This window comes from Phaeobacter sp. HS011, from assembly GCF_018101215.1.
GTDB lineage: Bacteria > Pseudomonadota > Alphaproteobacteria > Rhodobacterales > Rhodobacteraceae > Phaeobacter > Phaeobacter inhibens.
Map to the genome: position 1 here is coordinate 510,339 of NZ_JAGEUF010000001.1, position 14,771 is coordinate 525,109.

Annotated in this window: 10 protein-coding genes; 5 read left to right on the top strand and 5 right to left on the bottom strand. The window is 61.3% G+C overall.

Going from position 1 to position 14,771, the window contains the following annotated elements; all coding sequences use genetic code 11:
* The first annotated feature begins 407 nt into the window (after window positions 1–407).
* The 4 genes from J4721_RS02410 (at window position 408) to J4721_RS02425 (ending at window position 5,144) form a co-directional block, all read left to right on the top strand.
* A complete protein-coding gene (locus J4721_RS02410) occupies window positions 408–1,256 on the top strand; it encodes an outer membrane protein assembly factor BamD (RefSeq protein WP_014874090.1) in 849 nt (282 codons plus the stop codon).
* Between the two features lie 28 nt (window positions 1,257–1,284).
* Window positions 1,285–2,931 (top strand): DNA repair protein RecN, encoded by a 1,647-nt coding sequence (recN, locus tag J4721_RS02415; protein WP_102854307.1) that lies wholly within the window; start codon window positions 1,285–1,287, stop codon window positions 2,929–2,931.
* Between the two features lie 113 nt (window positions 2,932–3,044).
* Window positions 3,045–4,736 (top strand): chloride channel protein, encoded by a 1,692-nt coding sequence (locus J4721_RS02420; protein WP_027247678.1) that lies wholly within the window; start codon window positions 3,045–3,047, stop codon window positions 4,734–4,736.
* Window positions 4,737–4,952: 216 nt separating this feature from the next.
* Window positions 4,953–5,144 (top strand): hypothetical protein, encoded by a 192-nt coding sequence (locus tag J4721_RS02425; RefSeq protein WP_014879533.1) that lies wholly within the window; start codon window positions 4,953–4,955, stop codon window positions 5,142–5,144.
* Between the two features lie 405 nt (window positions 5,145–5,549).
* On the opposite strand, the gene J4721_RS02430 is transcribed toward J4721_RS02425, so the two are convergent.
* From J4721_RS02430 to cobS, 4 genes are all read right to left on the bottom strand, one after another.
* Window positions 5,550–5,891 carry a DUF427 domain-containing protein gene (locus tag J4721_RS02430; protein ID WP_211002030.1) on the bottom strand — a complete coding sequence of 114 codons (342 nt, stop codon included), beginning with the start codon at window positions 5,889–5,891 and terminating at the stop codon, window positions 5,550–5,552.
* Window positions 5,892–5,953: 62 nt separating this feature from the next.
* A complete protein-coding gene (locus J4721_RS02435) occupies window positions 5,954–7,756 on the bottom strand; it encodes an aminopeptidase P family protein (RefSeq protein ID WP_211002031.1) in 1,803 nt (600 codons plus the stop codon).
* A gap of 234 nt (window positions 7,757–7,990) precedes the next feature.
* Window positions 7,991–9,871: a cobaltochelatase subunit CobT gene (cobT, locus tag J4721_RS02440; RefSeq protein ID WP_211002032.1), complete on the bottom strand. Its 1,881-nt coding sequence runs from the start codon at window positions 9,869–9,871 to the stop codon at window positions 7,991–7,993.
* A 180-nt stretch (window positions 9,872–10,051) separates the two neighbouring features.
* Window positions 10,052–11,038, bottom strand: coding sequence for a cobaltochelatase subunit CobS (gene cobS, locus J4721_RS02445; RefSeq protein ID WP_014879537.1), 987 nt, complete (start codon window positions 11,036–11,038; stop codon window positions 10,052–10,054).
* 428 nt (window positions 11,039–11,466) lie between these two features.
* Between cobS and J4721_RS02450 the strand changes: the two genes are divergently transcribed.
* Window positions 11,467–13,581 carry a DEAD/DEAH box helicase gene (locus J4721_RS02450; RefSeq protein ID WP_247655769.1) on the top strand — a complete coding sequence of 705 codons (2,115 nt, stop codon included), beginning with the start codon at window positions 11,467–11,469 and terminating at the stop codon, window positions 13,579–13,581.
* Window positions 13,582–13,672: 91 nt separating this feature from the next.
* On the opposite strand, the gene bla is transcribed toward J4721_RS02450, so the two are convergent.
* Window positions 13,673–14,566 (bottom strand): class A beta-lactamase, encoded by an 894-nt coding sequence (gene bla / locus J4721_RS02455; protein WP_211002033.1) that lies wholly within the window; start codon window positions 14,564–14,566, stop codon window positions 13,673–13,675.
* Window positions 14,567–14,771 lie beyond the last annotated feature (205 nt).

Here is a 14,771-nt window from a genome sequence, read left to right on the forward strand (position 1 = left end):
AGCCCGACCGGAGCAGCTTGCGCCGGGGGCACCGGGGGGAGATCTTCGAGCCGTTCTTAGGCACAGACCCTTGAGGGGCGGGGCGGTTCGAAGATCACACCGGGAAGATCACACCGGGAAGATCACACTGGGAAGATCACACTGGCGGGAAGGCGGGTCCTGGCCTGGAATGCCGCCGCGCCGGGCCTGTTTCACCCGATTTTGATTGCATGACTGACCATTGTTTTGCCGCGCAGTCCTGCGACAGGGCAGGGGGCGGGGTGCTTCATACCCTTGACCCCGCCGCGCTTTCTCTGCCAAGTGGGCTGGAAATCGGTTAAAGACGTTTTGCGCGTCAATTGAATGTGCTAGACCGGGCAGAACCGGGGTTCACACCCGTAAGTAAATGACGGTGAGGTTAGGCGGACATGATCGGCATGGGGGCGGCAGCCAAAACCATCGGCGCGGTTCTACTCGTAGCTGCGCTTTCGGGATGCGGCGGAGATGGAGGCGCGGCCAAGAGTTCGCAGCCGCTTGAGGGCTTTACGCCGGAGCAGATCTACGAACGTGGTGAGTTCGAGATGGAGCGCAACCGGACCGAGGATGCGGCCTTCTATTTTTCGGAGATCGAACGTCTCTATCCCTATTCGTCCTGGGCCAAACAGGCCCTGATCATGCAGGCCTATGCCTACCATCTGGGCCGGGACTATGAGGACAGTCGCGCTGCCGCACAGCGCTATATCGACTTCTACCCGACCGAAGAAGACGCCGCCTATGCGCAGTATCTGCTGGCACTGAGCTACTATGACCAGATCGACGAAGTGGGCCGCGATCAGGGGCTGACCTTTCAGGCGCTGCAATCGCTGCGCACCGTGATCGAAGTCTACCCTGATAGCGAATACGCCAGTTCAGCGATCCTGAAATTCGATCTCGCCTTTGACCATCTGGCGGGCAAAGAGATGGAGATCGGTCGCTATTATCTGCGCAAGGAGCATTACACCTCTGCCGTGAACCGGTTCCGCGTCGTGGTCGAGGATTTCCAGACCACCACCCATACCGCAGAGGCGCTGCACCGCTTGGTCGAGGCCTATCTGTCGCTGGGGCTGGTGAATGAGGCGCAGACCGCCGGTGCCATTCTGGGCCATAACTATCAATCGACCGAATGGTATGAGGACAGCTTTAAGCTGTTGACAGACAACGGGCTGAAAATGCGCGATGTCGGCAACAACTGGTTGAGCCAGATCTACCGTCAGTCCATCAAGGGGGAGTGGCTGTAATTGCCACTTCCGCAATTGGGGCCGGGCCATGCTGCGCGCGCTTGATATTCGCGATATCCTGATTATCGACCATCTTGAGCTGAATTTTCAGCCGGGTCTCAACGTGCTGACGGGGGAAACCGGCGCCGGCAAGTCGATCCTGCTGGACTCGCTTGGATTCGTTCTGGGTTGGCGCGGGCGGGCCGAACTGGTGCGCCAGGGCGCCAAACAGGGCGAGGTTCTGGCCGAGTTCGATCTGACCCCGGAACATCCCGCCCATGCGGTGCTGGCCGAGGCGGGGCTGCCCGGAGGCGATACGCTGCTGTTGCGCCGGGTGAACACCGCCGAGGGACGCAAGACGGCATGGGTCAATGACCGGCGCTGTTCCGGTGAGGTGCTCAGGGCGCTGTCCGACACATTGCTGGAGTTGCATGGGCAACATGACGACCGGGGGCTGCTGAACCCGCGCGGCCACCGGGCCATGTTGGATGAGTTTGCGGGGCTGGGCGACATGTTGGCCAGCGTCCGTGATCGCTGGGCCACGGCAAGCCGCGCGCGAAAGGCGGTGGAGGAAACCCGTAGCGCGCTGAAGGCCATCCGCGCCGAAGAGGATTTCTTGCGTCATGCAGTGGCGGAGCTGGATGCGCTCGACCCGCAACCCGGCGAGGACGCAGCACTGGATCAGCGCCGCCGTGAGATGCAGTCTGCCGAACGTATTCGCGGTGATATCCAGCGCGCACAGGGCATTCTGGCAGATGGCGCCGAGGCGGCACTGGGCGATGCGCAGCGGTGGCTGGAAGGGGTCTCAGATCAGGCGGAAAATGCGCTGGATGCGCCGATTGCCGCGCTGCTGAGGGCGATGATCGAGCTGGGCGAGGCGCAGGACGGTGTTGCCCGGGTGCTCGACGGGCTGGAGTTCAACCCGGGTGAGCTGGAGGAGAGCGAGGAGCGGCTGTTTGCCATCCGCGCGCTGGCCCGCAAACACGATGTGCTGCCCGATGATCTGGGCGGCTATGCTGAAACCCTGCGCGAGAAACTGGCAGCGGTGGATGCAGGGGATCAGGATCTCGCCGATCAGGAAGCCGCACTGGCCGAGGCTGAGGCCGCATATGCAGGTGCTGCCGCGCAGCTGTCGGCAGCGCGCCGCGAAACAGCTGCTGCGCTGGACACGGCAGTGATGGCGGAACTTGCGCCACTGAAAATGGAGCGCGCAGTGTTTGAAACACGGTTGAGTGACACCGAGCCGGGGCCGGAGGGCAAGGACGCCGTTGCCTTTACCGTGGCGACCAATCCGGGCGCGCCTGCGGGGCCACTGAACAAGATCGCCTCGGGCGGTGAGCTGAGCCGCTTCCTGTTGGCCCTGAAGGTGTGTCTGCGTGGTGAGACTGGCAATCAGACGATGATATTCGATGAGATCGACCGCGGTGTTGGCGGTGCCACCGCTGATGCTGTGGGGCGGCGGTTGAAATCGCTGGCTGAGGGCAGTCAGGTACTGGTGGTGACCCATTCGCCGCAGGTCGCAGCGCAAGGTGCGCATCACTGGCGCGTGCAGAAACAGGTGATTGACGGGCAGACCCTGTCGCAGGTGGTGCCTCTGGATGAGGGCGAGCGCGTCGATGAGCTGGCGCGGATGGTTTCTGGTGATACAATCACCCCAGAGGCCCGCGCCGCTGCCAAGGCGCTGCTGGCGGGCTGATGTAAAACTGTCGCTCTGGCGGCCGTAAGCGGTTGAGTTTTCACGATGGTTTAACCACCCTGTCGATAGTCTGCCGCGAAAGAGATAAGAACGACACCGGGACAATCGGGTTCATGCCACAGACCATTCGCTCCGTTATTTCTGCCCAGTTCACTCAGGGCGTTGCCGGAGCGCGGGATGTCTGGCGGGTGTTGCGTCACCGGGGCCCAAGTCAGATTCAGTTCTGGTTCATTGCTCTGCTGATCGGGATTGCCGCTGGATTTGCCGCGCTGTTCTTCCGCAAGGGGATCACGGCGTTTCAGGCCTGGGTCTACGGCACCGAGGACGTGAATTTTCTGCATAGTTTCGCTCAGGGCATGCCATGGTACTGGCTGGTGGCGATTCCGACGGTGGGCGGTCTGGTGGTGGGGGTGATCCTGCACCGGTTCACCCCTGACGCCCGCGTCCGCTCCGTTGCGGATGTGATCGAGGGGGCCGCACTGGGGGATGGCCGGGTTGAAATGCGCGCCGGGCTGGCGTCGGCCTGTGCGTCTTTCATTACGCTGAGCACGGGCGGGTCTACAGGGCGAGAAGGACCGGTGGTGCATATGGCCGGGGTGATCTCGACCTGGGTCAGCAACCGCATTCAGGCTGATGGAATCACCGGGCGGGATCTTCTGGGCTGCGCGGTGGCGGCGGCGGTCTCAGCCAGTTTCAACGCGCCCATCGCAGGGGCGCTGTTTGCGCTGGAGGTGGTGTTGCGGCATTTCGCGGTGCATGCCTTTGCGCCGATTGTGATTGCCTCGGTCGCCGGGACAGTGATCAACCGACTGGAATACGGCGATGTGACCGAATTCGATCTGATCACGCCGGGCGCATTACAGTTCTATGTCGAATTGCCTGCCTTTCTGATGCTTGGGCTGATCTGCGGGCTGGTGGCGGTGGTGCTGATGCGGTCGATCTTCTTTGCGGAGCAGATCGGCAATGCGCTGCAGGACCGGTTACAGCTGCCACGCTGGCTGCGCCCGGCGGCGTCGGGTCTGCTGCTGGGGGTGATTGCGGTCTGGTTTCCCCATATTATCGGTGTCGGCTATGAGACCACGGTGCTGGCGCTGACAGGCGCGTTGGTGCTGCATCAGACAATCCTCTTTGCGATGGTCAAAACCGCGGCTGTGGCGATCACCATGGGAGGGCGCATGGGGGGCGGAGTGTTTTCTCCCTCGCTGATGGTGGGTGCGCTGACCGGATTGGCCTTTGGGCTGATTGCAACGGCGGTGCTGCCGGATGTCTCGGGGACACATACGCTTTATGCCTTTGCCGGAATGGGGGCGGTGGCCGCTGCTGTACTGGGGGCACCGATTTCAACCACGCTGATCGTGTTTGAGCTGACCGGCGACTGGCAGATCGGGTTGGCGGTAATGGTGGCGGTGTCGATGTCCACGGCGCTGGCTTCGCGCATTGTGGATCGGTCGTTCTTTCTCACACAGCTGGAGCGGCGCAATATCCACTGTGCGGCAGGCCCGCAGGCCTATCTGCTGTCGATGCTGCGTGCGGGCGCGGTGATGCGGCCGATGGGGGATCCGCGCTGTGCCAGCGCCGAAGATTGCGCGGCGCTGATTGAACAGGGATTGTCGATCCGTGCGTCTGCTTCGCTGGAGGCGGCGATGCCGATCTTTGATCGGGCGGAACTGGCGTATCTCCCGGTTCTGGCGGAAGCGGAGGGTGGCGATAATCCGCCGAATCTCATCGGGGCCCTTTACCACATTGATTCGCTCAAGGCTTACAACCGCGCATTGGCCGCAGCGGCTGCCGAAGAGCACAGCTGACGGCTGAAGACTGCGGCAACTCAGTGTCGGTTTGCGACATTTCCGACAATGGAGTCGCTCAAAGACATGTTTACCCGCAAAAGACGATCTCGAATATGTGATATTTCTGAAACGGGTGTTCGCTTTTTTCCTTAAGTAATTTTAACCTTTGTCGGCGGAGCCACTTAATTATGGTTAACATAAGGATAATGGTGATCATTCTTCGGAAGTGAAAACATGCAACACAATAAAATCAGCCCGACAGAGGCTGAACACGTGGCGAAGGCAGTAGAGCAGGAAAACGAGCGCGCTTCTTATGAGGCGTTGATCGACTATGTTGTTCAAAGCGCACGGGATGCGCAGATGTTCTGCACAGGTGAATCTGTAGAGGCGGCGCGCGAGCATCTGTGCCAAACGATCCTCAGCTGACCGTCACGGTGTTTCAGTCGGCCTATATTGGTGTGTTAATTGGTATTGTTTCTATTTCTCCAGATCCGCTTCAAAGGATCTCATAAATGGCCTTGGTAATGCGCAGTATATAACGATCAAATTGATCGTTATACGTGCGCTTTGCTTTGGAGGGCTTTGTAGATGTGTTTGGCCCGTGCCTGCACTGCCTGTGGTTCTGGGTCGTTTTTCGACCAAACTTGCGCTGTGCCGTCCTATGGGTTCCTGATCTGTCATGGTGTGACAAAGACCCGGAGTCCCCTAGTGTGCGAGGCTCCTGACCGCCCGTAGATCTGGGCGAAAGCTTGCTTATCCATAAATAAGGCGCCCCGATATGGGACGCCTCGGAAGTGTGGCCAGCGTATTCTTGCCGATGAGTTTCTGACCTCAGATCTGTTCGACCTTTACCGACTCGCTAGTGACAAACGCGAGGTGGCCCTTGATCTCGGCGACGGCGTCGAGCGGAGCTTCATAGCTCCAGACGGCGTTTTCGGTCACTGAGGATTTGTTCACGATGGAATAGTAGCTGGCGTCGCCCTTGCCTGCGCAATGGCTGGTCTTGTCACTGCGGTCCAGGAAGGCGGTTGCGATGTCGCCGCGAGGAAAATAGATGACGGGCGCCAGATCGCCCTCGCTCAGCTCAAGCGCGTTGCTGCTCTCGCCGAGCACCGCGCCACCGGAGCGCACCACCCAGGTGCCTGCTGCCTTGCGAATTTGGATCTTTGTCATGGTCTTTTCCTTCACGTCGTTCGTCACGGATCAATATCGTCTTTGGTTGTAACACTGCGGTATCACAGCGGTGCCGTTGCGGCATCCAGCCAGCGTCGCGCCTCGGCTGTTACGTTGGGTCCAATCTTGTCGGCCACAGCCGCATGATAGGTGTTCAACCAGTCCCGCTCTGCCGTTGTGAGCATGTCTGCGACGATCAGTCGCCGGTCCAGCGGGGCGTAGGTCAGGGTGCGCCAGCTCAGCATCTCACGGTCTGCGTCAGCACTGTCCAGCTCAGGCGCTGGTTCTACCACCAACAGGTTTTCAATGCGAATACCAAAAGCGCCTTCGCGGTAATATCCCGGCTCATTTGAGAGGATCATGCCGGGGTCCAAGGGAACGGTGCCGGCGCGGCTGAGCCGTTGGGGGCCTTCGTGGACACTGAGGAAGGCACCGACCCCATGGCCAAGCCCGTGGTTGAAGTCCTGCCCGGCGAGCCAGAGCGGCATTCGGCCCACCGCCTCGATGTCACGACCGGCAAGCCCTTTGGGCCAGCGCAGCCGGGACATGGCAATCATGCCCTGAAGGACGCGGGTATAGGCCTCCCGGGCCTCTTGCGGTGGAGTCCCGATGGCGAGGGTGCGGGTGATGTCTGTGGTGCCGTCCAGATATTGACCGCCGCTGTCCAGCACCAGCAGATGGCCCTCCTCCAGTGTCGCGTTGCTGTCGTCGCTGACGCGGTAGTGGATGATGGCGCCGTTGGGGCCGGTGCCGGAGATGGTTTCAAAGCTGATGTCGCGCAGCTTGGGATCTTTGCGGCGGGTGGCTTCAAGGTGTTTGACCACATCGATTTCGGTGACTGTGCCGGGGGGCTGCGCATCCAGCCAGGCGAGGGTTTCGACCACTGCCGCCCCGTCGCGCAGATGAGCGGCGGCACTGCCCTCGATCTCGGCGGCACATTTGCGGGCCTTGGGCAGGGCGCAGGGATCACCGGCTGCGACCAGCGCCTCGCCGAGCTGATCTGCGACGATCTGGGGCAGGGTTGTCAGGTCCGCGGCGACGGCTGCATTCTGAGCCCGAGACAGGTCAGCCGCCGCCGGTAGAAAATTCTCGGGGGCCTGCACGGTCACATCCGGGCCGAGATGCGCGGCGACGTCGGCCAGCTTGTCTTTGTTCATGAACAGATCCACCCGCGCGTCGGCGTGCAGGATGGCAAAGCCGTGGGCGACCGGGTTGTGGGCGATATCACTGCCACGGATATTCAAGAGCCACATGATGCTGTCAGGCAGGGTGATCACGGCGGCGCTCTGACCGGCGTTGCGCATCCCCTCGGCGAGAGAGGCGATTTTGGCGACGGCAGTTGTACCTGCGTATTCAACAGGATGGGCGATGACGGGCTGCATGGGCGGGGCGGGTTGATCCGGCCAGATGCGGTCAACCAGATTGTCACATTGGACGAAGTCAAAACCATGGTGGTCCAGTGACGCTGTTAGCGTCTTGATCTGACTTGCCGAATGTAGCCAGGGGTCATAGCCGATGCGTCCGCCCTCCGGGAGCTGTTCTTTCAGCCAGTCGGCGAGCTGCACCTCCGGCCAATGTACCGGGGTGTAGACCTCTGCGACCTGCTGTTTCACCTGCGTGCGATAACGCCCGTCAATGAAGACACCTGCGATGTCGCGCAACACGGCGCAGAAGCCTGCCGAACCGGTGAAGCCGGTGAGCCAGGCCAGACGCTCATCGCCGGGGGCGACATATTCGCCCTGATGGGCATCGGCGCGGGGCACCAGAAAGCCGTCCAGCGCCTCCTGTTGCATCTCTGCGCGCAGCGCGTTGAGCCGGGGCGGGCCTTGGTCCGGGCGGGTCGCTACGTCAAAGGTCTGGAACATCGGTTCCCTCCATCTGTTTCGGGTGGTCCGCGACGGTCGGTCAGGGCGCAGCGGTCGGCCCTTCTGGGAGGGGGTTGCGCGACGTCGGCAGGAACAAGGAAATGGCGCGGCAGTCATGGCGCGCTCTGTCGCGAACACTTGTTCCAAATCCGGCGGCTTCCCGCAACCCCTGTAACACAAAGCCCCGCACCGAAGCGGCGCGGGGCTTTGATCAGAGCGGTGCGGCTGAGGTGCTCAGCTCGCGCGTTTGATGCCCATGACGCGGGCACGGGCGCGCGGGTCGCTGTCAAACAGGGCGGCCAGCTGTTCGGTCATGGCGCCTGCCAGCTGTTCGACATCGGTGATGGTGACGGCGCGATCATAGTAGCGGGTCACGTCATGGCCGATGCCGATGGCCAGCAGTTCGACCTGTTTGCGCCGCTCCACCATGGCGATCACATCACGCAGGTGTTTTTCCAGATAGTTGGCCGGGTTCACCGAAAGCGTGCTGTCATCCACCGGTGCACCATCGGAAATCACCATCAGGATTTTGCGTGCCTCTTGCCGCGCGATCATGCGGCGGTGCGCCCATTCCAGCGCCTCGCCATCGATGTTTTCCTTCAGGAGGCCCTCTTTCATCATCAGACCCAGATTGGTGCGTGTCCGCCGCATTGGGGCGTCAGCACGTTTGTAGATGATGTGGCGCAGATCATTCAGGCGACCGGGCAGTTGTGGGCGACCGTCGTTCAGCCAGGCCTCGCGGGCCAGGCCACCTTTCCAGGCGCGGGTGGTAAAGCCGAGGATTTCGACCTTCACGTTGCAGCGTTCCAGCGTGCGGGCCAGAACATCGGCGCAGATCGCGGCGATAGAGATCGGGCGACCCCGCATGGAGCCGGAGTTATCCAGGAGGAGCGTCACCACAGTGTCGCGGAATTCGGTGTCTTTTTCGCGTTTGAACGACAGCGGCGTGGTGGGGTTGGCAACCACACGGGCCAGACGACCGGCATCCAGAATGCCCTCCTCAAGGTCAAACTCCCAGGAGCGGTTCTGCTGTGCCTGAAGGCGGCGCTGCAACTTGTTGGCCAGCCGCGAGACGGCGCCTTTCAGCGGTTCCAGCTGTTGATCAAGATAGGCACGCAGCCGTTCCAGTTCGGCGGGCTCGGCGAGGTCTTCGGCGGCGATTTCCTCGTCATGGGCATCATTGAAGACCTTATAGTCGGGATCAGCTTCCGACACGGCAGGCGGCGGTGGCGGATCCAGTGGAGCCTCGCCATCGGGCATTTCGGTGTCTTCGGCGAATTCATCATCCGCCATTTCGTCCATGGAGACCTGCGCCTGACTTTCGTCCTGCTGCTGTTCCTGAGCCTGCTCGGGGTTGGCGTCGGCTTCTTCCTCGTCGGAGCCGTCCTGACCGTTGCTGTCGGGGTCCTGCTGCTCCTCAGCATCCTCTTCAGCGTCGTTTTCCTGCTCATCGTCGAGCTGGTCCGGGTCCTCACCCAGCTGATCACCATAGCCCAGATCGGTGATGACCTGACGGGCGAATTTGGCAAAAGTGGCCTGATCTTCGATGGTGTCATCAAGGTTGGCCAGTGTCTCACCAGCCTGCTGTTCGATGAAGCCGCGCCAGAGTTCCATCACATTGGCGGCGGCCTCTGGCATCGGGCGACCGGTGGCGAGATGACGGATCAGGTAGCCGGCCGAGACGGCCAGCGGGGCCTCGGTTGCGGATTTGATCTGGTCATAGCCTTTGCGCAGGGCCTCGTTCTGGATCTTGACGTCAATGTTGGAGGCGGTGCCGGGCATGTGCCGCGCGCCCATCGCCTCGCAGCGGGCAGATTCCAACGCCTCATAGAGATCCCGCGCCATGTCGCCGGGGGGGGCATAGCGGGCATGGGTGGCGGTGTCGTGAAATTTGTGGCGCAGCGCCAGCGCATCGGCGGTGCCACGGGCCAGCAGCACCTCTTCGCGGCTCATCCGACGGGAGACCTGCGGCAGCCGCATGCTGTCCCCGGACATTCCAGCCGGGTCAACGGAATAGGACACGTTCAATTCCGGGTCGTTGGCCATGACCTTGGTGGCTTCGGCCAGCGCCTTCTTGAACGGATCGGCGGGGTTATCGTTGGGCTTTTTAGCCATTGAACGCACTCCAGATCGACACCGTCAGGAAAAAAAGGGCGCATTCCCAACGCAGCCGTATCAAATGACTGTGTTGACTGCCCGTCATGGCTGACGGATCAGTCTTCTTCCAACCAGTTTTGTCAAACAACCAGATTGCGTAAAGCGCGACCCAAATGGCTGCTATGACAAAAAAAGGCGTCACCCCAGGCTCACGCTCGCAGCGCTCTCCGGCAGCTCTTCGTCGAAACAACGCTGGTAGAACTCGGCGACGGTCTGGCGCTCCAGCTCGTCGCATTTGTTCAGGAACGACAGGCGGAAGGCATAGCCCACATCGCGGAAAATCTCGACGTTCTGTGCCCAGTTGATGACGGTCCGGGGCGACATAACTGTGGAGAGGTCGCCGTTCATAAAGGCGGTCCGGGTGAGGTCGGCGACAGTCACCATCTGGGAGATGGTTTTGCGGCCTTCTGCGGTGTTGTAATGCGGCGCTTTGGACAGCACGATGGCCGCCTCGGCATCATGGCTGAGGTAGTTCAGCGTCGCCACCAGCGACCAGCGGTCCATCTGGGCCTGGTTGATCTGCTGGGTGCCGTGATAGAGCCCGGTGGTGTCCCCAAGGCCAACGGTGTTGGCGGTGGCAAACAGGCGGAAGTAGGGGTTCGGCGTGATGATCTCGTTCTGATCCAGAAGGGTCAGCTTGCCGTCATGTTCCAGCACGCGCTGGATCACAAACATCACGTCGGCGCGGCCGGCGTCATATTCGTCGAACACAATCGCAACCGGGTTACGCAGCGCCCAGGGCAGGATGCCTTCGTGGAATTCGGTGACCTGCTTGCCGTCGCGCAGTTTGATCGCGTCCTTGCCGATCAGGTCGATCCGGGAGATGTGGCTGTCGAGGTTCACACGCACGGAAGGCCAGTTCAGGCGCGCCGCGACCTGTTCGATATGGGTCGATTTACCGGTGCCGTGGTACCCTTGGATCATCACGCGGCGGTTGTGGCTGAACCCTGCAAGAATGGCCAATGTGGTCTCGGGATCGAATTTATAGGTGGGGTCCAGAGCCGGAACCCGGTCAGAGCCTTCGGCGAAGCCCTTGACGGTCATATCCGTATCAATTCCGAACACATCGCGCACCGAAAAGGTCTCGGTGGGTTTCGCATTCATATCCAGCAAACCGTCGGTCATCGCAGTCGATCCTTATCCTCATCCGCGCAGCGTCCGTTGGCTGCGGGCAATCCGCTGGATTGGTGCCCGATCTTGTCTGCAATCGCAAGGGGCCATGGCCGGGTTTGACCAGCTGTCGTGACGTTTGGATCAAAACTGGCCTTATGGGGGCTGTCCCCGCCAGTGGATGCGCTATCCTTCATCCTCTTAACAAGTGTTTTTTCCGGGATGGCTGCGGCGTGACCGGAAGCGTCAGGAAACGCATAGCGGGGTTGCGTCTGTCGGCGGTCTGTGGCGCCTTTGAGGGCAAATGAACCCTGTACAACAGGGGGCAAAGCCGATATCAGCGCGCACTTGGATGATGCCATCCGCGTTCCTGCGCAGTCGGGGACATTCCCGATATCGGCGTGCCCTCTGGCGGCGCGCCCCGCAGCAAGCGAAATGAAATCTTGAAAACAGCACTCGAACAAGCGCTTCAGGCGCGCGGCTACGAGCATTTGACACCCGTGCAAGAGGCCGTCACCGCAGCCGAGCTGGATCAGTCCGACCTTCTGGTGTCGGCACAGACCGGATCCGGCAAAACCGTAGGCTTTGGCCTGGCGATGGCGCCCACATTGTTGGGCGACGCCGAGAAACTGGACCGTGCCGATCTGCCGCTGGCGCTGGTCATTGCGCCGACGCGCGAACTGGCGTTGCAGGTGAAACGCGAACTGGGCTGGCTCTATGCCGAGGCCGGCGCGCATGTGGTCTCCACCGTTGGTGGTATGGATATGCGCGATGAACGGCGCGCGTTGGAACGTGGCGCCCATATTGTTGTGGCAACGCCCGGTCGCCTGCGCGATCACATCATGCGTGGTTCTATCAACCTGTCGCAGGTCCGCGCCGTGGTGCTGGACGAAGCTGATGAGATGCTGGATCTGGGCTTCCGCGAGGATCTGGAGTTCATTCTGGGCGAATCCCCGGAAGACCGCCGCACCCTGATGTTCTCGGCAACTGTGCCGACTGGTATTGCGCGTCTGGCTGAGACCTATCTCAAGGATCATCAGCGGATCAAAACCGTGGCGGAAGCCTCGCAGCACGCGGATATTGAATATCAGATGCTGGCCGTGGCGCAGCGGGATGTTGAGAACGCGGTGATTAACGTGCTGCGTTTCCACGAGTCGCCCAATGCGATTGTGTTCTGCAACACCCGTGCGGTGGTGAACCGGATGACCACGCGGCTGAGCAATCGCGGATTTTCCGTGGTTGCCCTGTCCGGCGAGCTGTCTCAGGCGGAGCGCAGCAACGCGCTGCAGTCTCTACGGGACGGGCGCGCGCGGGTTTGTGTGGCAACAGATGTTGCGGCGCGCGGTATCGATCTGCCGAAACTGGATCTGGTGATTCATGCGGATCTGCCGTCCAGCCATGAGACGCTGTTGCACCGCTCTGGCCGGACCGGTCGTGCCGGGCGTCAGGGTGTGTCGGCGTTGATTGTACCGCCAAAGGCCAAGGGCAAGGCCCTGCGCCTGCTGCGGTCTGCCAAGATCACTGCCGAAACCAGCCCGGCGCCCAGTGCCGATGATGTCCGGACCCGCGACTTTGAGCGCCTTCTGGGTGACAAGGCCTGGAGTGAACCGGTCAGCGAAAACGAGACCGCCCCGGTTGCGGAACTGGTCGAGCGGTTCTCGCCCGAGCAGCTGGCGGTCGCCTATCTGCGTCTGTTCCACGATCGCCACAGCGCCCCCGAGGAGCTGAGCGATCCGCAGCACGACAAGCGCGAGCGTGAAGAGCGTGCGCCCTTTGGTCCCTCTGTGTGGTTTGCGGTCAGCGGTGGCCGCAAGGCCGGTGCTGAACCACGTCGGCTGCTGCCAGCGCTATGCAATGCCGGTGGTCTGACCAAGGATGATATCGGAGCGATCCGGGTTCAGTTTGATCAAAGCTACGTGGAAGTGCGCGAAAGCAGCGCCGAAAGCTTCTGGGGCGCGGTGAAACACGACGGTCTGGAAGAGGGGGCAAATGTCACCCGTCTGGACAAGGCACCGGATCTGCCCAAATCGCCACGCCCACAGGGCCGTGATGGTGGTGGTTTCCGCGATGACAAACGCGGCCACCGTGGACAGGATCGCGGAGATCGCGGCGGTGAACGCGGTGAGCGCAAACCCTATGGCGATAAGCCCCGTTCTGACAAACCGCGCGGCGACAAACCGTCTTACAGTGATAAGCCACGTGGCGAAAAGTCATATGGTGACAAGCCGCGTGCCAGCAAACCCTATGGGGATAAACCGCGTGGCGACAAACCTGCCTATGGCGACAAGCCGCGTTTCGATAAACCCAAACGCACGGGTGAGGGCGGTAAGGCCACGGTGACCGCGCGCGGATCATCGGACCGGGGGGCAACGCCGTCGGCGCCTGCCAAACCTGCGGTTCCGGGCAAGCCCAAGGGTGATTGGTCCAATCCGGGGAAATCCGGTCGCAAGGGGCCACCACCGCCGAAGGGCAAGCCCAACAGCAAGAAAAACAAGGCCCGTGCAGTCGTTTCCGGGAAACCCGGCGGCAGCGCACGGCCTCAGCGCAAGGGCAGCTGAGCCGCCCTATCATTGCAAAAAGAAGAAGCCACGGCGCCAAGGTGCCGTGGCTTTTTTGGTTTTCATGTGGCGCGTCGAGCGGATCGGTCGGTTACCCGCCTGCTGATCCCCGGTGTAAGCGGATTTCGGCAATCATGGCCCGTCCGATGTCAGAGATCGCCTGATTGCGCCGAGAGAAATCCGCATCGGTTTCGGTGATATAGATTGCCGCAAGATATTCGTGGCCCTGCGGATCCCGTAGAAACGCGATGATCCCACGAGAGCCATGGCCGCCGGCGCCGGTTTTATCGCCGATGGTCCAGCGCTCGGGCAGATGGGCGCGGATCAGATCATCGGCGAGCTGATCTCGCTGCATCCAATCGGCCAGTTGCGCGGATGAGGATCCGCTGAGCATTGTCCCCGATAGCGCTGCATGCAAACTGGATAGCACGCTGCGCGGGGTCGCAGTGTCACGGGGGTCGCCCGGCGTGGCGCTGTTGAGGTCGGTTTCCCAACGGTCCAGACGGGTGATCAAATCGCCGCTGGTCTGCATATACTCGGTGAACCCCTCCGGCCCGCCAATCCGCTCCAGAATCAGGTTTGCAGCGGTGTTGTCACTACGGGTGATTGCGGCGTCGCACAGCTGGGCAAGGCTGCGCGTGGTGCCAATGTAGCGCTCGGTCACCGGTGAATGGCTCACCAGATCCTTACGGCGTATCTCGACCTGGGCAGTGAGATCTTCTGTGCCCCGATCAACCTGCGACAGGATCGCGGCGCAAAGTAGCGGTTTGAATGTGCTGTTGAGTGGGAACCGGTCATCCGCATTATGGGTGATTTCCCAGCCAGTGGCTGGGTGGACCAGCAACACCCCCAGCCGTGCGTCAAGCGCCTGCTCCCAATTGCGGATGGTCTCGGCAAGGTCTGAGGCGAGCGCCTGAGTTGACAGGAGTGTCACACAGGCAAGGGCGCTGACGGCGTGGCGGATCTGTCGGTGAAACGGAAACATGGTGTTTTGCCTTCTATGCTCGATAAATAATCTGGTTTGTCTGGGCTGGGGGTGTGAAATATCTGCCCTGCATAATTTGCCAGTAGATTTGACCTGTAGATTTGACCTGTATGAAGGCCCGACTGGCTGTCGCGGACCGGGTTTGCACGCGGTTGTTCAATGCCGCGCATGAAGCCAGTCCCGTAACCGATGTTCAACGGGCGCC

What these genes read in the sequence shown, in the direction of transcription:
- J4721_RS02410 (WP_014874090.1), top strand. Translation starts at nt 408, where the DNA reads ATGATCGGCATGGGGGCGGCAGCCAAAACCATCGGCGCGGTTCTACTC.
- recN (WP_102854307.1), top strand. Translation starts at nt 1,285, where the DNA reads ATGCTGCGCGCGCTTGATATTCGCGATATCCTGATTATCGACCATCTT.
- J4721_RS02420 (WP_027247678.1), top strand. Translation starts at nt 3,045, where the DNA reads ATGCCACAGACCATTCGCTCCGTTATTTCTGCCCAGTTCACTCAGGGC.
- J4721_RS02425 (WP_014879533.1), top strand. Translation starts at nt 4,953, where the DNA reads ATGCAACACAATAAAATCAGCCCGACAGAGGCTGAACACGTGGCGAAG.
- J4721_RS02430 (WP_211002030.1), bottom strand. Translation starts at nt 5,891, where the DNA reads ATGACAAAGATCCAAATTCGCAAGGCAGCAGGCACCTGGGTGGTGCGC.
- J4721_RS02435 (WP_211002031.1), bottom strand. Translation starts at nt 7,756, where the DNA reads ATGTTCCAGACCTTTGACGTAGCGACCCGCCCGGACCAAGGCCCGCCC.
- cobT (WP_211002032.1), bottom strand. Translation starts at nt 9,871, where the DNA reads ATGGCTAAAAAGCCCAACGATAACCCCGCCGATCCGTTCAAGAAGGCG.
- cobS (WP_014879537.1), bottom strand. Translation starts at nt 11,038, where the DNA reads ATGACCGACGGTTTGCTGGATATGAATGCGAAACCCACCGAGACCTTT.
- bla (WP_211002033.1), bottom strand. Translation starts at nt 14,566, where the DNA reads ATGTTTCCGTTTCACCGACAGATCCGCCACGCCGTCAGCGCCCTTGCC.